Here is an 18,604-nt window from a genome sequence, read left to right on the forward strand (position 1 = left end):
CCCGGCTTCGCGATCGAGAGGCAAGCGGAGTGGCGGGATCGATACCATGGCAGCCCGACCCTTTCGGGTCCGGACCGCTAGGAGTGCTCTTGCCAGACGAGGCCCAGCCGCTCTCGCCCAAAGTCCGTCCGGGCGGAACCCCCTCCGCACAGCCGGACGCGCCCACCGCCGCCGAGAAGCCGACGGCGGCCCCAGGCGTGCCCAGGAACAGCGGTGACGGCACGGTCCGGCGCGGCCCCGAGCAGACCAGCCCGAAGCCCGCCGCGGGCCGTGGCAACAGCCTGCCCGCCACCACGCCGCCCGCGCGCCCCGTACAGAGCCCCGCGCCCCGCTCGGGCTCGTCCAACCGGGTCCGGGCCCGGCTGGCGCGCCTCGGCGTCCAGCGCTCCAGCCCGTACAACCCGGTGCTGGAGCCGCTGCTGCGCATCGTGCGCGGCAACGACCCCAAGGCGGAGGCCTCGACGCTGCGCCAGATCGAGCGCGCGTACCAGGTGGCCGAGCGCTGGCACCGCGGCCAGAAGCGCAAGAGCGGCGATCCGTACATCACCCACCCCCTCGCGGTGACCACGATCCTGGCCGAGCTGGGTATGGATCCGGCCACTTTGATGGCCGGGCTGCTGCACGACACCGTCGAGGACACCGAGTACGGCCTGGACACCCTGCGTCGTGACTTCGGCGACCAGGTCGCGCTGCTCGTCGACGGCGTCACCAAGCTGGACAAGGTCAAGTTCGGCGAGGCGGCCCAGGCCGAGACCGTGCGCAAGATGGTCGTCGCCATGGCCCGGGACCCCCGGGTGCTGGTGATCAAGCTGGCCGACCGGCTGCACAACATGCGCACCATGCGCTACCTCAAGCGGGAGAAGCAGGAGAAGAAGGCCCGCGAGACGCTTGAGATCTACGCCCCGCTCGCCCACCGCCTGGGCATGAACACCATCAAATGGGAGCTGGAGGACCTCGCCTTCGCGATCCTCTACCCCAAGATGTACGACGAGATCGTGCGGCTGGTCGCCGAGCGGGCCCCCAAGCGCGACGAGTACCTGGCCGTCGTGACCGACCAGGTCCAGGGCGATCTGCGGGCGGCGCGGATCAAGGCGACCGTCACCGGCCGGCCGAAGCACTACTACTCCGTCTACCAGAAGATGATCGTGCGCGGCCGCGACTTCGCCGAGATCTACGACCTGGTGGGCATCCGCGTCCTCGTCGACACCGTCCGCGACTGCTACGCGGCGCTCGGGACCATCCACGCGCGGTGGAACCCGGTGCCCGGGCGGTTCAAGGACTACATCGCGATGCCCAAGTTCAACATGTACCAGTCGCTGCACACGACGGTCATCGGGCCCAGCGGCAAGCCGGTCGAGCTCCAGATCCGCACCTTCGACATGCACCGCCGCGCCGAGTACGGCATCGCCGCGCACTGGAAGTACAAGCAGGAGGCGGTGGCCGGCGCCTCCAAGGTGCGCACCGATGTGCCCCGCAAGGCGGGCAAGGACGACGCCATCAACGACATGGCGTGGCTGCGGCAGCTCCTGGACTGGCAGAAGGAGACCGAGGACCCGGGCGAATTCCTGGAGTCCCTGCGCTTCGACCTGTCCCGCAACGAGGTCTTCGTCTTCACGCCCAAGGGCGATGTCATAGCGCTTCCGGCCGGGGCCACCCCGGTCGACTTCGCCTACGCCGTGCACACCGAGGTCGGTCACCGTACGATCGGCGCCCGGGTCAACGGGCGGCTGGTGCCGCTGGAGTCCACCCTGGACAACGGCGACCTGGTGGAGGTCTTCACCTCCAAGGCGGCGGGCGCCGGGCCGTCCCGCGACTGGCTGGGCTTCGTGAAGTCCCCGCGGGCCCGTAACAAGATCCGCGCCTGGTTCTCCAAGGAGCGCCGCGACGAGGCGATCGAACAGGGCAAGGACGCGATCGTCCGGGCGATGCGCAAGCAGAACCTGCCCATCCAGCGGATCCTGACCGGCGACTCGCTGGTCACCCTCGCCCATGAGATGCGCTACCCCGACATCTCCGCGCTCTACGCGGCGATCGGCGAGGGCCATGTCTCCGCGCAGAACGTGGTGCAGAAGCTCGTCCAGGCGCTCGGCGGCGAGGAGGCCGCCAACGAGGACATCGCCGAGACCGCCCCGCCCATCCGCCGCACCAAGCGCCGCTCCAGCGCCGATCCGGGCGTGGTGGTCAAGGGCGTCGAGGACGTGTGGGTCAAGCTGGCCCGCTGCTGTACGCCGGTCCCCGGCGACCCCATCATCGGCTTCGTCACCCGCGGCAGCGGCGTCTCGGTGCACCGCGCCGACTGCGTCAACGTGGACTCGCTCTCCCAGCAGCCCGAGCGCATCCTCGACGTCGAATGGGCGCCCACCCAGTCGTCGGTCTTCCTGGTGGCCATCCAGGTCGAGGCGCTGGACCGGTCCCGGCTGCTGTCGGACGTCACCCGCGTGCTGTCCGACCAGCACGTCAACATCCTCTCCGCGGCCGTGCAGACCTCCCGCGACCGGGTGGCCACCTCGCGCTTCACCTTCGAGATGGGCGACCCCAAGCACCTGGGCCACGTCCTGAAGGCCGTACGCGGCGTGGAGGGCGTCTACGACGTCTACCGGGTCACCTCGGCCCGCGCCCGCTGAGAACGCGTCCCCACTGAGCACATACGACGACAGCGAGCACATACGACGACAGCGGCCCCCGGCGCCTTCGCACCGGGGGCCGCCGCCGTACGCGGATCAGCGCGCGCTCAGCCGCCGAACTCCTGGAGGCCCTTCAGCGCCTGGTCCAGCAGCGCCTGCCGGCCCTCGAGCTCCTTGGAGAGCTTGTCGGCCTTCGCGTTGTTCCCCGCCGCGCGGGCCGCGTCGATCTGGGACCGCAGCTTGTCCACGGCGTCCTGGAGCTGGCCGGTGAGCCCCTCGGCCCGCGCCCGCGCCTCGGGGTTGGTCCGCCGCCACTCCGTGTCCTCGGCGTCCTGGATGGCGCGCTCCACCGCGTGCATCCGGCCCTCGATACGGGCGCGGGCGTCCCTCGGCACATGGCCGATGGCCTCCCACCGCTCGTTGATCGACCGGAAGGCCGCGCGGGACGCCTTCAGGTCCGAGATCGGCAGCAGCTTCTCGGCCTCGACGACGAGCTCCTCCTTACGGGTGAGATTCTCCCGCTGCTCGGCGTCACGCTCGGCGAAGACCTCGCTACGGGCCTGGAAGAAGATGTCCTGCGCACCGCGGAAGCGGTTCCACAGGTCCTCCTCGGCCTCGCGCTGGGCACGGCCCGCGGCCTTCCAGTCCGACATCAGCTCCCGGTACCGGGCCGCGGTCGGGCCCCAGTCGGTGGAGCCGGAGAGCGCCTCGGCCTCGGCGACCAGCTTCTCCTTGGTCTGCCGGGCCTCCTCGCGCTGCGCGTCCAGGGCCGCGAAGTGGGCCTTGCGCCGCTTGGAGAACGCCGAGCGGGCGTGCGAGAAGCGGTGCCACAGCTCGTCGTCGGTCTTGCGGTCCAGCCGGGGCAGGCCCTTCCAGGTGTCCACCAGGGCGCGCAGCCGCTCCCCGGCCGCCCGCCACTGTTCGCTGGCGGCCAGCTGCTCGGCCTCGGCGACCAGGTCCTCCTTGGCCCTGCGGGCCTCGTCGGTCTGGACCGCCTTGGCCGCCTTGCGCTGCTCGCGGCGGACCTCGACCTCCCCGGCGAGCTTGTCGAGCCGCTTCCTCAGCGCGTCAAGATCTCCGACCGCGTGATGCTCGTCGACCTGGTGACGGATGTGCTCGATGGCCGCCGTCGCGTCCTTGGCCGACAGATCGGTGGTCTTGACCCTGCGCTCGAGGAGGCCGATCTCGACGACCAGACCTTCGTACTTGCGCTCGAAGTAGGCGAGGGCCTCTTCCGGCGATCCCGCCTGCCACGATCCGACGACCTGCTCCCCGTCGGCCGTACGCACGTACACGGTCCCCGCCTCGTCGACGCGGCCCCAAGGCTCGCTGCTCACAGCGCCTCCTCCACATGATGCCGGGGCGGGCGCGCGGCCCGCGGGCATCGTCCACAGTTTCTTCCGGCCGGGATACGCCCTGGCCGGTCTCACGGCAGGGTGGCGGCCACCGGGGCAGGCACCCTACACAACGCCAACATAGGCGACCGGTGCCCCGGCTGTCCGTATCCTGCGCGACCGAAATTTCGCAGTACGGGGCCGCCCGGCGACCTCAGGACTTGGTGACCGTCGCCTTGTTGATCACCACGCTGGCGTTCGGGGCGGTGTTCATCGTCTGGTCCGGCGGGGCCGCCCCGGCATCGGCGATCTTCCGCAGGACCTTCATCCCGGCCTCGTCCACGGTGCCGAAGGGCGTGTAGTCCGGCGGGAGGTCGCTCTTCTTGTAGACCAGGAAGAACTGGCTGCCGCCGGTGTTCCGGCCCTGCTTGGTCTGCGGGTTGTACTGGTTGGCCATGGCGACGGTCCCGGCCGGGTACTTGCCGCCCTTGAGCGAGGCGTCCTTGAGGTTCTCGTCCGGGAGCGTGTAGCCGGGGCCGCCCGCGCCGGTGCCCTGCGGGTCACCGCACTGGAGCACGTAGATCCCCTGGTTCACCAGCCGGTGGCACTTGGTGTGGTCGAAGTAGCCCTTGCCCGCCAGGAAGTCGAAGGAGTTGACCGTGTGCGGCGCCTTGCCCGCGTCCATGGTCACGGAGATGTCCCCGCAGGTCGTCTCCAGCTTCATCGTGTAGGAGGCCGACTTGTCGATCGTGACCGCCGGCTCCTTCTTCCACGACATCTTCTTCGGCTTCTTGTCCGCCACCGCCTTCGCCTCCTTGGCGCAGGGGTCCGGCGCCTTGCTGGTGGGGGCGGCCGAGGGGGTGGCGGAGGCGGCGGCGTCGTCCTTCTTCTTGTCCTTGTCGTTCCCGGACAGCGCGCCCGTGGCCGCGACGGCACCGCCACCGGCCAGGACCACGGCCAGCACGGCGGCGATCACCACATTGCGCTGGCGCGACTTGCGCCGCGCGGTTTCGCGCCGCTGCTGCTGCCGAAGGTACTTCTCCCGGGCGAGTTGCCGCCGCCGCTGCTCGTTACTGACCACCGGGTCGTCTCCTCATGGCGTGTGCCGTCGGTGTGCTGCTGTTGTGTACGAGGGCTCGGCCGTACCGTATACGGGTTCGCTGTGGCCGGGGCGCCGCCGGTAGGCTCTGAAGCCGCCGACAATCTTCCACCGGACGACTTGTAAGGACGATCGTGCTCATTGCCGGGTTCCCCGCCGGGGCCTGGGGGACCAACTGCTATCTGGTCGCCCCCGCCGCCGGTGAGGAGTGCGTGATCATCGACCCGGGCCACCAGGCGGCCCAAGGCGTCGCGGAGGTGGTGGCCAAGCACCGGCTCAAGCCCGTCGCCGTCGTCCTCACCCACGGCCACATCGACCATGTCGCCTCGGTCGTCCCGGTCTGTGGCGCACATGACGTACCGGCGTGGATCCACCCGTCCGACCGCTTCATGATGAGCGACCCCGAGAAGGCCCTCGGCCGCTCCATCGGGATGCCGCTGATGGGCGAACTCACCGTGGGCGAGCCGGACGACGTCAAGGAGCTGGCCGACGGCGCCGAGCTGAGGCTGGCCGGTCTGGAGCTCACCGTCGCGCACGCCCCGGGCCATACCAAGGGGTCGGTGACCTTCCAGATGCCCGAGCAGGCGGACATCCCGTCCGTCTTCTTCTCGGGCGATCTGCTCTTCGCCGGCTCCATCGGACGCACCGATCTGCCCGGCGGCGATCACGCCGAGATCCTCGAGTCGCTGGCCCGTGTGGTCCTGCCGCTCGACGACTCGACCGTGGTGCTGTCCGGCCATGGCCCCCAGACCAGCATCGGCCGTGAGCGCGCCACCAACCCGTTTCTGCGGGAGGTGGCCGCCGGCCCGGGAGACGGCGCCCGGCGCCCGGCTCCGCGACGAGGAATGTGACGAGAGACTTCCGTTGAGCACCTTCAAAGCCCCCCGGGGCACGTATGACCTGATCCCGCCGGCCTCCGCGACGTACCTCGCGGTGCGCGAGGCGATCGCCGCACCGCTCAAGCGCTCCGGCTACGGCTACATCGAGACCCCCGGTTTCGAGAACGTGGAGCTCTTCGCGCGCGGCGTCGGCGAGTCCACCGACATCGTGACCAAGGAGATGTACACCCTCACCACCAAGGGCGGCGACGAACTCGCGCTGCGCCCCGAGGGCACCGCCTCGGTGCTGCGGGCCGCCCTGGAGGCCAATCTCCACAAGGCCGGATCGCTGCCGGTCAAGCTCTGGTACTCGGGCTCGTACTACCGCTACGAGCGGCCGCAGAAGGGCCGTTACCGCCACTTCTCGCAGGTCGGCGCGGAGGCGATCGGCGCCGAGGACCCGGCCCTGGACGCCGAGCTGATCGTCCTGGCCCACGACGCCTACCGCTCGCTGGGGCTGCGGAACTTCCGCATCCTGCTGAACTCGCTGGGCGACGCCACCTGCCGCCCCGTCTACCGGGCCGCACTCCAGGACTTCCTGCGCGCCCTGGACCTGGACGAGGACACCCGGCGGCGCGTGGAGATCAACCCGCTGCGGGTGCTGGACGACAAGCGCGAGGCGGTGCGCGCCCAGCTGGCCGACGCCCCGCTGCTGCGCGACTACCTGTGCGAGGAGTGCAAGGCGTACCACGCGGAGGTCCGCGAGCTGATCACCGCGCGGGGCGTGGAATTCGAGGACGACGCGAGGCTGGTGCGCGGCCTGGACTACTACACCCGCACCACCTTCGAGTTCGTCCACGACGGCCTGGGCTCCCAGTCCGCGGTCGGCGGCGGCGGCCGCTACGACGGCCTGTCCGAGATGATCGGCGGCCCGGCGCTGCCCTCGGTGGGCTGGGCGCTCGGCGTGGACCGTACGGTGCTCGCGCTGGAGGCCGAGGGCGTCGAGCTGAACCTCCCCGCCGCCGTCAGCGTCTTCGCGGTGCCGCTCGGGGAGGAGGCCCGCAAGGTCCTCTTCGGCCTGGTCGGCGAGCTCCGTGCGGCGGGCGTCGCCACGGACTTCGCCTACGGCGGCAAGGGCCTGAAGGCCGCCATGAAGGCCGCCAACCGCAGCGGCGCCCGCTACGCGATCGTGGCGGGGGAGCGCGACCTCGCCGAGGACGTGGTCCAGCTGAAGGACATGGACTCCGGCGAGCAGTCCCCGGTCCCGCTGACCGAGGTGGTCGAGGCGGTCCGCGCACGCCTCGCCTGAGCGCCGCTCGAGCCGCGCTTGCCTCGCCTGCCTCGCCCGAGCGACGCAGCCGGCCTCGCCCGACCGGCGCACGAAGCGACGCACGAACCGACACACGAAAGGGGGCCCGGGAGCTTCCCGGGCCCCCTTTCGCCGTCCCTACAGCAGCCCCAGCCGCATCGCGCTGGTGACCGCCGCGGTGCGGTCGTCCACGCCCAGTTTGCCGAAGGCCCGCAGCAGATGGGTCTTCACCGTCGATTCGCCGATGAAGAGACGGCGGCCGATCTCCGCGTTGGTGCACCCCTCCGCGACCAGCCGCAGCACGGCCGTCTCCCGCTCGGAGAGGCGGGGGCGCTCGGGCCGGTCGCGCAGCTGGTCCATCAGCCGGGCGGCGACGGACGGGGCCAGCACCGTTTCGCCGCGCGCGGCGGAGCGCACGGCCTCGGCCAGCTCGGCGCGGGGCATGTCCTTGAGCAGATAGCCCGCCGCGCCCGCCTCCACCGCGCGCAGGATGTCCCCGTCCGTCTCGTACGTGGTCAGCACGATCACCCGGGACGGCAGCCCGGCGGCGGTCATCCGGGCGATCGACTCCACCCCGTCGCCGTCCGGCATCCGCAGGTCCATCAGCACCACATCGGGCCGCAGCGAGACGCACAGCGCCTCCGCCCTCGGGCCGCTGTCCGCCTCACCGACGACCGCCAGATCGGGTTCGGCGCCGAGCATGCCGCGCAACCCCTCCCGCACCACCGGGTGGTCGTCCGCGATCAGGATCCGGATCACCGTGCACTCCTCGTTCGTACCGTCGGCCGGGAGGGATGGGGGGACGGGGCGGGCGGCCGGACGGGCAGTTCGAGCGCGACCGTCGTGCCCTCGCCCGGGGCGGCGGCCACCTCGGCCGTGCCGCCCACCTCGCCCGCCCGTGCGCGCAGCCCGGCCAGACCGTAGCCCTCGCGCGGGGCGCTCGGGTCGAAGCCGCGGCCGGTGTCCCGGACCCGCAGCCGCAGCGCGTCCTCGCCGTAGCCGAGCGCGATGGTCACCACCGCGCCCGGCCCCGCGTGCCGGCGGGCGTTGGCCAGCGCCTCCTGGCAGCCACGCAGCGCCACCACCTCCACGGCGGCGGGCAGCGGCCGGACCGCCCCCGCGACCTCGACGCGGGCGGGGGCGCCGGTCTGCTCGCCGTGCCGCGCGGCCAGCCGCCGCAGCGCGTCGGGGAGCGAACTGCCGTCCAGGTCCGCCGGGCCCGCCCCGGCGACCAGCGCCCGGGCCTCCGCGAGGTTCTCCCGGGCCGTACGGGCCATGAGGCCCAGGTGGCGGCGGGCCAGCGGCACATCGTGGTCCAGCTCCGACTCCACCGCCTGAACCAGCATCAGCAGGCTGGTGAAGCCCTGGGCGAGGGTGTCATGGATCTCCCGGGTCAGCCGCTCCCGCTCCGCGAGGGCGCCGTGCGCGGCCGACAGCCGGGCCACCTCCTCGCGGCTGGCCTCCAGTTCGGCGATCAGCCGGGCGCGTTCGGAGCTCTGCTGCAGGACCATGATGATCCAGCTGCCGATGAGCAGCGAGAAGGCCCAGGAGACGGCCGCGAAGAGGGAGTTGAAGAACAGATCCCCGGAATCCGGCCGCTCCACGAGCGCCCACACCACCACCGGCACGACGTTGATCACGGTGACCGCGACCAGCGCCCTGCGCATCCGCAGCAGCATGAAGCACTGCGGCGTCAGCGCGAAGATCGCGGTCCGGACCTCGCCGACCAGCGCCGCCGGCACCACGAACAGCAGGAACAGCCCCACCAGATAGACCACCGCGCGGGGCTGGTCCTCGGCTTCCGCGAGCAGCACCGGCCGGCCGACCAGCACGTACCACGGCGCGGTCGCGGCGAAGACGGCCGCCGCGACCGCGCGCGGTCCGGGCCCGGGGTCCGATCCGCCCAGGACGAACAGGAACGTGGCCACGAAGACGATCGCGAAATAGACGTCCCAGCGCCGGTAGGTGCGGTGGTACACGTCCGGATCGCGCGGACCGGCCGGTTCGCTCAGCCGTCCCGGCGGCTCTTCCAGCGGAAGGTCAGCAGACACAGCACCAATCCTCCGACGCACCAGGCGCCCAGCACCAGGGCGATCCGCCCGTACTCCCAGGAGCCCGCCTGCTCCAGCACGGCCGCCGAGTCCGGCAGGAACACCCCGCGGAACCCCTGGCACATCCACTTCAACGGGAAGAGGGCGCCCACGGTCAGCATCCAGTCGGGCAGCGTGTCGATCGAGATGAAGACGCCGGAGATGAACTGGAGCACCAGGAACGGCAGAACGACCACCGAGGTGGCGCTCTTGCCCGAGCGCGGGACGCTGCTGATCGCGATGCCCAGCAGCGCACAGCCGGTCAGCCCGAGGGCGAAGACCCAGGTGAACGTGAGCCAGGTCGCCGCGCCCGTGGGCAGATCGAGGTCGAAGAGCGCCGCGCCGACGACCAGCAGCAGCACCGTCTCGGCGATCCCGGAGACCAGGACCAGCCACAGCTTGCCGAGGAAGTACGCGGCCGGGGGCATCGGCGTACCGCGCAGCCGCCGCAGCACCTTCTCGTCCCGTTCCAGCGCGATGGAGACGCCCAGCGACTGGAAGCTGGTCGACATCACGCCCGACGCGATCATCGCCGCGGCGTACAGCTGGGAGGCGGTCACGCCCGCGCCCCGCACATCGTCCCGGAAGATCGAGGCGAACAGGGCCAGGAAGACGACGGGGAAGGCGAAGGTGAAGACCACCTGTTCGCGTCGGCGGAAGAACTGCCTGAGCTCGAGGACGCCCCGGTGCAGCCCGAGGGTCCAGGCGCCGGGCAGCCGCCCGGGGGCGGCCCCGGAGGCGCGGCGGGCGGTGGAGGAGGTGGTGGTCGTGGTGGTCATCGCGCGCCCTCCCCGGGCTGCTCGTCGAGTTGTCCGGTGAGCCGCAGATAGACGTCCTCCAGGGTCGGCCGGGAGATCCGCAGCCCCGGGATCTCCCCGTCGAAGCGGCGCATCAGCTCCGCGACGGTACGGGTCGGGGTCTCCGTCTCCTCCCGGCGCGCCCCGCCGCCCGGTTCGCTCCAGTGGACCGTCGCCCGGCCGCCGTACCGCTCGCGCAGCTCGGCGGGCGTGCCCCCGGCCACGACCCTGCCCGCGGCGATGACCGCGAGCCGGTCGGACAGCGTTTCCGCCTCGTCCAGGTAGTGCGTGGTGAGCACGATCGTGGTGCCCTCGTCGGCCAGCCGCCGGATCAGCTCCCAGAACCGCCGCCGCGCCGCCGGGTCGAAGCCCGTCGTCGGCTCGTCCAGGAGCAGCAGCTCCGGACCGCCGATCACGCCGAGGGCGACATCCAGCCGGCGCCGCTGGCCGCCCGACAGCGCCTTGATCCGGCTGCCCGCCTTGTCCTCGAGACCGACCAGGCCGATGACCTCCTCGGGGTCGCGCGGCCGGGGGTAGTAGCGGGCGAAATGCCGTACGGTCTCGCGGACCGTCAACTCGGCCGGGGCGGATTCATCCTGCCAAACGATGCCGACCCGGGACCGCCACTCGCGTCCCCCGGAGGCGGGGTCCCGGCCCAGCACCGTGACCTCGCCCGCGTCCCGGCTTCGATGGCCCTGGAGGATCTCCACCGTCGTGCTCTTGCCCGCCCCGTTGGGACCCAGGACGCCGAACACCTCGCCCTGTCGAATGCCCAGGTCGACGCCGTCCAGCGCGGTCACCGCGCCATAGCGCTTACGGAGGCCGCGCACCCGTACCGCTTCGTCTGCCATGCCCCTGAGCGTGCCGGTGCCGCGCCGGTCCCGGGGACGACCGGGAAGCCCGTCTTATGTCCTCCGAACGGGGGACAGGGCACCATGGCATGACCGTGATAAGCGCGCCTTACGGCGACCGCGGGTGCGGCACAATGGCCGTTGCCCGACGGGGCCGGAGACGGTGGGGCTGGAGACGGCGGAGAGCGACGGACGGCGAGTATGGCGACGACAGTGATGGACGACGTGGAGTCCGGCGAGGCGCGGGAGGGCGCGCGGGTCGGGACGGGAGGCAGCCGTGCCTTCGCCCTCCTGCTCGTGATCACCGGAGCGCTGGGACTGCTGGCCGCCTGGGTCATCACCATCGACAAGAACAAGATCCTCGAGTACAAGGCCGACGGTAAGGTCTTCACGCCCGGCTGCAGCCTCAACCCCGTCGTCTCCTGCGGCAACATCATGGAGAGCGACCAGGCGCAGGCGTTCGGCTTCCCGAACCCGATGCTCGGCCTCGTCGCCTACTCCATCGTGATCTGCGTGGGCATGTCCCTGCTGGCCGGGGCGCGCTTCCCGCGCTGGTACTGGCTGACCTTCAACGCGGGCACGCTCTTCGGCGTCGGCTTCGTGACCTGGCTGCAGTACGAGTCGCTGTACGTCATCGGCTCGCTGTGCCTGTGGTGCTGCCTGGCCTGGGTCGCCACCATCGTGATGTTCTGCTACGTCACCGGCCACAACCTCGGGCACGGATACCTCCCCGCGCCGGACGGGCTGCGGCGCGGGCTCATGGAGTTCCACTGGGTGGTCCCGGTGGTGTGGATCGGCGTCATCGGCATGCTGATCCTGACCCGCTGGTGGGACTTCTGGACGGGCGCTCAGGGCTGAGCCCGCACCCTCCGACCCCTGCGCGCGGCGGCGTTGTCGGTGGGTTGGCATAGGCTTCCCGCGTGGAGCCAGACCTGTTCACCGCCGCCGCAGAGGACCGCCAGGAGAAGGATCCGGCCAGCAGTCCGCTGGCCGTGCGGATGCGTCCGCGCACCCTCGACGAGGTCGTGGGCCAGCAGCATCTGCTGCGCCCCGGATCCCCGCTGCGGCGGCTCGTGGGCGAGGGCGGCGGCGGCCCGGCCGGGCCGTCGTCGGTGATCCTCTGGGGCCCGCCGGGCATCGGCAAGACGACGCTGGCGTACGTGGTCAGCCAGGCCACCCAGAAGCGCTTCGTGGAGCTGTCGGCCATCACCGCGGGGGTCAAGGAGGTCCGGGCCGTCATCGACGGCGCGCGCCGCTCCTCCGGGGCGTACGGACGGGACACCGTGCTCTTCCTGGACGAGATCCACCGCTTCAGCAAGGCCCAGCAGGACTCGCTGCTGCCCGCCGTGGAGAACCGCTGGGTGACGCTGATCGCGGCCACCACCGAGAATCCGTACTTCTCCGTGATCTCCCCGCTGCTCTCCCGCTCGCTGCTGCTCACCCTGGAGCCGCTGACCGACGACGATCTGCGCGGGCTGCTGCGGCGCGCGCTCACCGACGAGCGCGGGCTCGGCGGGGCGGTCACCCTCCCCGAGGACGCCGAGGCGCATCTGCTGCGGATAGCGGGCGGCGATGCCCGGCGGGCGCTCACCGCGCTGGAGGCGGGCGCCGGGGCGGCCCTGGACAAGGGAGAATCCGAGGTCACGCTCACCTCGCTGGAGGAGGCGGTCGACCGGGCGGCGGTGAAGTACGACCGCGCCGGGGACCAGCACTACGACGTGGCCAGCGCCCTCATCAAGTCCATCCGCGGCTCGGACGTGGACGCGGCGCTGCACTATCTGGCCCGGATGATCGAGGCGGGGGAGGACCCGCGGTTCATCGCCCGCCGACTGATGATCTCGGCGAGCGAGGACATCGGCCTGGCCGATCCCACCGCGCTGCCCACCGCCGTGGCGGCGGCGCAGGCGGTCGCCCTGATCGGCTTCCCGGAGGCCGCGCTCACCCTGAGCCACGCCACCATCGCCCTGGCGCTGGCGCCGAAGTCCAACGCCGCCACCACCGCGATCGGCGCGGCGCTGGCGGATGTGCGGGCGGGCCTGGCCGGGCCGGTGCCGCCGCATCTGCGCGACGGCCACTACCAGGGCGCCAAGAAGCTCGGCCACGCGCAGGGCTATCTGTATCCGCACGATCTGCCGGGCGGCATCGCGGCGCAGCAGTACGCACCGGACAAGATCCACGGCAAGCGGTACTACGAGCCCACGCGGTACGGGGCCGAGGCGCGGTACGCGGATGTGGTGGAGCGGGTGCGGGCCCGGCTGCGCGGCGACCCGCCGCCGCCCGCCGACGGCCCGGCCGCGCCCTCGTCGTAGCGGCCCCCGGGGGCAGCCCCGCCCCGTCACCCACCCACACCGGGGACGCCCTCAGCTCGCCGCCGCGTCGAACAGGGCGTGCATCGCGTACCGCAGCTCGGACACGTTCCGCACCGGCTCGGGAAAGTCGAAGCGCGCGTCGAACGGCCGGTCCGCCTCGTCCCTGAAGCGCACCCGCAGACCGAAGCGGTCCAGCGCCACCGGGACGGCCGGGCCCCGGGTGCAGACCAGGCCGGAGCGGTCGCCGAGCAGCGCGCACAGCCCGCGCACCTGCTCGCTGTGCGCGGCGTGCAGATGCTGGAGCAGATCGGCCTCGTGCCGGACCAGCGGATCGGGGTCGGCCGAGGTGAAGTCGTCCGGTTCGACGCCGTCCGCGCCCCACAGGTCGTCCACGCACGCCTCGCCGACCTCCAGCCGCAGCAGCGTCCAGGCGGCCCGCCCGGCGGGCCCCACCCCGGCCGCCGGCCCTCCGCGCCGCGGCGGCCGCGGCGCCTGGTCGAGGCCGAGCAGTTCGCCCGCCGGATGCCGCTCGGCCAGCAGCGCCGCCGCGGTGTGCGTGCGCTCGCCGCGGGGGACGGGGGTGAGCCAGCCGGCCACCCGGGCGCGGCCGCGGATCCGGTGGGGCATCGCGACGGGGGCGACGTCGGTGATCTCCATCACGCAGGTCAGCTCGTCGTCCTGGGCGTGCGTGGCGGCGCGGGCGGCGGGGGAGGCGCTGGGCACCAGGAGCAGCACATCCCCGTCCGGGGCGACCGTACGGGCGGCGGGACCGTCCGCCCCCAGGTCGTCCAGGGCCTCGATTCCGGGAATCGTCAACGAAGCCGTAGCCTTGGATTCAACGAGAGTACGTACGCGCTCTGCCGGCGTGGGCCGCAGGGTGCTTTCCATGGGACGCGGCTGACCCTCCTCGGGGCTCTGACCAGTGCTGGGCAGGGGGATCCCAGGTCGAAACATGCGTTCTCCTCGGCTAAGGTAAGGCTCACCTAACTTACATGGAGGTTCGTTCCCCGTGAACCAGTCGCGTCCCAAGGTCAAGAAGTCGCGGGCGCTCGGCATCGCTCTGACCCCGAAGGCCGTCAAGTACTTCGAGGCCCGCCCCTACCCGCCGGGCGAGCACGGCCGTGGCCGCAAGCAGACCAGTGACTACAAGGTCCGGCTGCTGGAGAAGCAGCGGCTGCGCGCCCAGTACGACATCAGCGAGCGCCAGATGGTCCGTGCCTACGACCGCGCCCGGAAGGCCGAGGGCAAGACGGGCGAGGCGCTGGTCGTGGAGCTCGAGCGCCGTCTGGACGCGCTCGTCCTGCGGTCGGGCATCGCCCGCACCATCTACCAGGCCCGCCAGATGGTCACCCACGGCCACATCGAGGTCAACGGCCGCAAGGTCGACAAGCCGTCCTTCCGGGTCCGCCCGGACGACGTGGTGATGGTCCGGGAGCGCAGCCGCGAGAAGGTCCCCTTCCAGGTGGCGCGCGAGGGTGGCTACGCCCCCGACGGCGAGACCCCGCGCTACCTCCAGGTCAACCTGAAGGCGCTCGCCTTCCGCCTGGACCGGGACCCCAACCGCAAGGAGATCCCGGTGATCTGCGACGAGCAGCTCGTCGTCGAGTACTACGCCCGCTGATCCGGCGGAGCGGACCGTACGCACCCAAGCCCGCGGGTTCCCCTCGACACCGGTCGACGGGGAACCCGCGGGCTTGTCCGATGGCGGGTCCGGACCGGGCGTCCGGCGGCCCTTATCCGTTTCGGGTGCGCGTCCGCGGCGCGATAAGGTCGATACCTGCCGCCCGCACCCGGATACCGCCCGAGAGCGGCGGGCGACGGACGAGGCCGAACGACGCGTCATCACGACACGTCAGCGCGCCGAGCACGACCAACACGACACAACGACGACGAGCGGCGACAGGGAGCGGTGCGACGTGTCCGGTGGAGAGGTGGCCGGGATCCTCGTGGCCGTCTTCTGGGCGATCCTGGTGTCCTTCCTGGCGCTGGCGCTGGTGAGGCTGGCCCAGACGCTCAAGGCGGCCACCCGGCTGGTGGCGGAGGTCACCGACCAGGCGGTGCCGCTGCTGAGCGAGGCGTCCGCGACCGTGCGCGAGGCCAACACCCAGCTCGCCCGGGTGGACTCGATCGCCTCCGACGTCCAGGAGGTCACCTCCAACGCCTCCGCGCTCTCCTCGACCGTCTCCACCGCCTTCGGCGGGCCGCTGGTCAAGGTGGCCGCGTTCGGCTACGGGGTCCGGCGGGCGATCGGCCGCAAGGGGCGGGCGGAGGACGAGCCCGCGCCCGCGCGCACCGTCGTCATCGGCAAGTCCCTGCCGTCCGCCCGCTGGGGCGGCCGCCGCAACCGTGGATCGAAGGGCTGACAGACCGGATGTTCCGCCGCACATTCTGGTTCACCACCGGCGTCGCCGCCGGGGTGTGGGCCACGACCAAGGTCAACCGCAAGCTCAACCAGCTCACCCCGGAGAGCCTGGCGGCGCGGGCCGCCGACCGCGCGGTGCTGGCGGGCCGGCGGATGAAGGTCTTCGCCCTCGACGTACGGGACGGCATGGCCGACCGCGAGGCCGCGCTCAAGGACGCGCTCGGGCTCTCCGCGCCACCGCCGGACGACCGCAAGCGGCTCCCGGCCCAGCGGGGCCGGGCCGAGCTCACCCGCACCACCCCCTACAAGCTCCACAAAGCCGGAAATGAGGACCACTGATGGAGTCGGCTGAAATCCGCCGCCGCTGGCTGCGCTTCTTCGAAGAGCGCGGGCACACCGTCGTGCCGTCGGCGTCGCTCATCGCGGACGACCCGACGCTGCTGCTGGTCCCCGCGGGCATGGTGCCCTTCAAGCCGTACTTCCTCGGCGAGGTCAAGCCGCCCTTCGACCGCGCCGTCAGCGTGCAGAAGTGCGTGCGCACCCCGGACATCGAAGAGGTCGGCAAGACCACCCGCCACGGCACCTTCTTCCAGATGTGCGGGAACTTCTCGTTCGGCGACTACTTCAAGGAAGGCGCCATCCGCTACGCCTGGGAGCTGCTGACCAGTTCCCAGGAGGAAGGCGGCTACGGCCTCGACCCCGAGCGGCTGTGGATCACCGTCTACGAGCAGGACGACGAGGCCGAGCGCATCTGGCGCGAGGTGATCGGTGTCCCCTCGACACGGATCCAGCGCCTGGGCATGGGCCCGAACTACTGGTCCATGGGCGTCCCCGGCCCCTGCGGCCCCTGCTCCGAGATCAACTACGACCGCGGTCCGGAGTTCGGCGAGGAGGGCGGCCCGGCCGTCAACGACGAGCGCTACGTGGAGATCTGGAACCTGGTCTTCATGCAGTACGAGCGCGGTCCGGGCGAGGGCAAGGAGAACTTCCCGATCCTCGGCGAGCTCCCCAGCAAGAACATCGACACCGGTCTCGGCCTCGAGCGCCTGGCGATGATCCTGCAAGGCGTGCGGAACATGTACGAGACCGACACCCTGCGCGTCGTCATGGACAAGGCCACCGAGCTGACCGGGGTGGCCTACGGCGCCGCCCATGACACCGACGTCTCGCTGCGCGTGGTCGCCGACCACATGCGCACCTCCGTCATGCTCATCGGCGACGGCGTCACCCCCGGCAACGAGGGCCGCGGCTATGTGCTGCGCCGCATCATGCGCCGCGCCATCCGCAACATGCGCATCCTCGGTGCCACCGAGCCGGTCGTCGGCGAGCTGGTCGACGTCGTCCTCAAGACGATGGGCCAGCAGTACCCGGAGCTGCTGACCGACCGCAAGCGCATCGAGACCGTCGCCCTCGCCGAGGAGTCGGCCTTCCTCAAGACCCTCAAGGCCGGCACCAACATCCTCGACACCGCCGTCACCGACACCAAGGCCGCCGGTGGCAGCGTGCTCCCCGGGGACAAGGCGTTCCTGCTCCACGACACCTGGGGCTTTCCGATCGACCTCACCCTCGAGATGGCCGCCGAACAGGGCCTCTCGGTGGACGAGGAGGGCTTCCGCCGCCTGATGAAGGAGCAGCGGGAGCGCGCCAAGGCCGACGCCAAGGCCAAGAAGACCGGCCACGCCGACCTGTCCGCCTACCGCGAGGTGGCCGACAGCTCCGGGCTGACCGAATTCACCGGCTACACCCACACCGAGGGCGAGTCCACCGTCGTCGGCCTCCTGGTCGACGGGGTCTCCTCGCCCGCCGCCACCGAGGGCGACGAGGTCGAGGTCGTCCTGGACCGCACCCCGTTCTACGCCGAGGGCGGCGGCCAGCTCGCCGACACCGGCCGGATCAAGCTGGACACCGGCGCCGTGGTGGAGGTCCGGGACGTCCAGCAGCCGGTGCCCGGCGTCAGCGTGCACAAGGGCGTCGTCCAGGTCGGCGAGGTGACCGTCGGCGCCGGGGCCCACGCCCGGATCGACATCAAGCGCCGCCGCGCCATCGCCCGCGCCCACAGCGCCACCCACCTCACCCACCAGGCGCTGCGCGACGCCCTGGGCCCGACCGCCGCCCAGGCCGGTTCGGAGAACTCGCCCGGCCGCTTCCGCTTCGACTTCGGCTCGCCGACCGCCGTGCCCGGCGCGGTCCTCACGGACGTCGAGCAGAAGATCAACGAGGTGCTTTCGCGCGAGCTCGACGTCACCGCCGAGGTGATGAGCATGGACGACGCCAAGAAGCAGGGCGCCATCGCCGAGTTCGGCGAGAAGTACGGCGACCGGGTGCGCGTGGTGACCATCGGCGACTTCTCCAAGGAGCTGTGCGGTGGCACGCATGTGCACAACACCGCCCAGCTGGGTCTGGTGAAGCTGCTCGGCGAGTCCTCCATCGGCTCCGGGGTGCGCCGGGTCGAGGCCCTGGTGGGCGTGGACGCCTACAACTTCCTCGCCCGGGAGCACACGGTCGTCTCCCAGCTCACCGACCTGGTCAAGGGCCGCCCCGAGGAGCTCCCGGAGAAGATCTCCGGCATGCTGAGCAAGCTCAAGGAGGCCGAGAAGGAGATCGAGCGGTTCCGCGCCGAGAAGGTGCTCCAGGCCGCCGCCGGTCTCGCCCAGGGCGCCAAGGACGTCCGGGGCGTGGCCCTGGTCGCCGCCAAGGTGCCGGACGGCACCTCCGCCGACGACCTGCGCAAGCTGGTCCTGGACGTGCGTGGCCGCATCCCGGGCGACCGCCCGGCCGTCGTCGCCCTCTTCACCGTGGCGAACAGCCGTCCGCTGACCGTCATCGCCACCAACGAGGCCGCCCGTGAGCGCGGGCTCAAGGCCGGTGACCTGGTCCGCACCGCCGCCAAGACGCTCGGCGGCGGAGGCGGCGGCAAGCCGGACGTGGCCCAGGGCGGCGGTCAGAACCCGGAGGCCGTCGGCGAGGCCATCGAGGCCGTCGAGCGGCTTGTCGCGGAATCGGGCCGGTAG

16 protein-coding genes are annotated in these 18,604 nt (G+C 71.8%); 9 read left to right on the forward strand and 7 right to left on the reverse strand.

Going from position 1 to position 18,604, the window contains the following annotated elements:
* The first annotated feature begins 89 nt into the window (after positions 1-89).
* The gene (locus tag IEJ02_RS21280) at positions 90-2,624 is read left to right on the forward strand and encodes a RelA/SpoT family protein (protein WP_191066315.1); all 2,535 of its coding nucleotides are present in this window, start codon (positions 90-92) and stop codon (positions 2,622-2,624) included.
* 107 nt (positions 2,625-2,731) lie between these two features.
* Here IEJ02_RS21280 and IEJ02_RS21285 read toward each other — a convergent pair whose 3' ends face one another.
* Both IEJ02_RS21285 and IEJ02_RS21290 read right to left on the reverse strand, forming a co-directional pair.
* On the reverse strand, positions 2,732-3,961 hold the full coding sequence (locus IEJ02_RS21285; RefSeq protein WP_191066316.1) for a DUF349 domain-containing protein: 1,230 nt from the start codon (positions 3,959-3,961) through the stop codon (positions 2,732-2,734).
* 211 nt (positions 3,962-4,172) lie between these two features.
* The gene (locus IEJ02_RS21290; protein WP_191066317.1) at positions 4,173-5,039 is read right to left on the reverse strand and encodes a peptidylprolyl isomerase; all 867 of its coding nucleotides are present in this window, start codon (positions 5,037-5,039) and stop codon (positions 4,173-4,175) included.
* Positions 5,040-5,191: 152 nt separating this feature from the next.
* Here IEJ02_RS21290 and IEJ02_RS21295 point away from each other — a divergent pair, with 152 nt between their 5' ends.
* Together IEJ02_RS21295 and hisS are read left to right on the forward strand one after the other, a co-directional pair.
* Positions 5,192-5,908: an MBL fold metallo-hydrolase gene (locus IEJ02_RS21295; RefSeq protein WP_191066318.1), complete on the forward strand. Its 717-nt coding sequence runs from the start codon at positions 5,192-5,194 to the stop codon at positions 5,906-5,908.
* Between the two features lie 13 nt (positions 5,909-5,921).
* Positions 5,922-7,184, forward strand: coding sequence for a histidine--tRNA ligase (gene hisS / locus IEJ02_RS21300; RefSeq protein WP_191066319.1), 1,263 nt, complete (start codon positions 5,922-5,924; stop codon positions 7,182-7,184).
* Between the two features lie 138 nt (positions 7,185-7,322).
* Here hisS and IEJ02_RS21305 read toward each other — a convergent pair whose 3' ends face one another.
* From IEJ02_RS21305 to IEJ02_RS21320, 4 genes are read right to left on the reverse strand one after another with little or no spacing between them, the layout of a single operon-like run.
* Positions 7,323-7,943 carry a response regulator gene (locus IEJ02_RS21305; RefSeq protein ID WP_191066320.1) on the reverse strand — a complete coding sequence of 207 codons (621 nt, stop codon included), beginning with the start codon at positions 7,941-7,943 and terminating at the stop codon, positions 7,323-7,325.
* Positions 7,940-9,235: a sensor histidine kinase gene (locus IEJ02_RS21310; RefSeq protein WP_191066321.1), complete on the reverse strand. Its 1,296-nt coding sequence runs from the start codon at positions 9,233-9,235 to the stop codon at positions 7,940-7,942. The genes IEJ02_RS21305 and IEJ02_RS21310 overlap by 4 nt, the downstream gene beginning before the upstream one ends.
* On the reverse strand, positions 9,193-10,053 hold the full coding sequence (locus tag IEJ02_RS21315) for an ABC transporter permease (protein ID WP_191066322.1): 861 nt from the start codon (positions 10,051-10,053) through the stop codon (positions 9,193-9,195). Before IEJ02_RS21315 ends, IEJ02_RS21310 begins: the two co-directional genes overlap by 43 nt.
* Entirely contained in the window at positions 10,050-10,922 is an 873-nt protein-coding gene (locus IEJ02_RS21320) for an ABC transporter ATP-binding protein (protein ID WP_191066323.1), read from the reverse strand. The genes IEJ02_RS21315 and IEJ02_RS21320 overlap by 4 nt, the downstream gene beginning before the upstream one ends.
* A 216-nt stretch (positions 10,923-11,138) precedes the next feature.
* Between IEJ02_RS21320 and IEJ02_RS21325 the strand changes: the two genes are divergently transcribed.
* Together IEJ02_RS21325 and IEJ02_RS21330 are read left to right on the forward strand one after the other, a co-directional pair.
* Positions 11,139-11,780, forward strand: a complete 642-nt coding sequence (locus IEJ02_RS21325) for a vitamin K epoxide reductase family protein (RefSeq protein ID WP_223864203.1) — start codon at positions 11,139-11,141, stop codon at positions 11,778-11,780.
* A gap of 62 nt (positions 11,781-11,842) precedes the next feature.
* Entirely contained in the window at positions 11,843-13,231 is a 1,389-nt protein-coding gene (locus IEJ02_RS21330) for a replication-associated recombination protein A (protein ID WP_191066325.1), read from the forward strand.
* A 51-nt stretch (positions 13,232-13,282) separates the two neighbouring features.
* Here the strand turns inward: IEJ02_RS21330 and IEJ02_RS21335 are convergent, their stop codons facing one another.
* Complete coding sequence (locus IEJ02_RS21335; protein ID WP_370467097.1) at positions 13,283-14,047, reverse strand: DUF2470 domain-containing protein; 765 nt, start codon at positions 14,045-14,047, stop codon at positions 13,283-13,285.
* 193 nt (positions 14,048-14,240) lie between these two features.
* Between IEJ02_RS21335 and rpsD the strand changes: the two genes are divergently transcribed.
* The 4 genes from rpsD to alaS all read left to right on the forward strand — a co-directional run bounded on the left by rpsD (position 14,241) and on the right by alaS (position 18,604).
* On the forward strand, positions 14,241-14,852 hold the full coding sequence (rpsD, locus tag IEJ02_RS21340; protein ID WP_046087713.1) for a 30S ribosomal protein S4: 612 nt from the start codon (positions 14,241-14,243) through the stop codon (positions 14,850-14,852).
* 295 nt (positions 14,853-15,147) lie between these two features.
* The gene (locus IEJ02_RS21345; RefSeq protein ID WP_137980352.1) at positions 15,148-15,594 is read left to right on the forward strand and encodes a DUF948 domain-containing protein; all 447 of its coding nucleotides are present in this window, start codon (positions 15,148-15,150) and stop codon (positions 15,592-15,594) included.
* Positions 15,595-15,602: 8 nt separating this feature from the next.
* Positions 15,603-15,932, forward strand: a complete 330-nt coding sequence (locus tag IEJ02_RS21350; RefSeq protein ID WP_137980353.1) for a DUF6167 family protein — start codon at positions 15,603-15,605, stop codon at positions 15,930-15,932.
* Positions 15,932-18,604 (forward strand): alanine--tRNA ligase, encoded by a 2,673-nt coding sequence (gene alaS, locus IEJ02_RS21355; protein ID WP_191066327.1) that lies wholly within the window; start codon positions 15,932-15,934, stop codon positions 18,602-18,604. Before IEJ02_RS21350 ends, alaS begins: the two co-directional genes overlap by 1 nt.

It is taken from the genome of Streptomyces sp. 5-10 (genome assembly GCF_014712245.1).
GTDB classification, from domain to species: domain Bacteria; phylum Actinomycetota; class Actinomycetes; order Streptomycetales; family Streptomycetaceae; genus Streptomyces; species Streptomyces violaceusniger.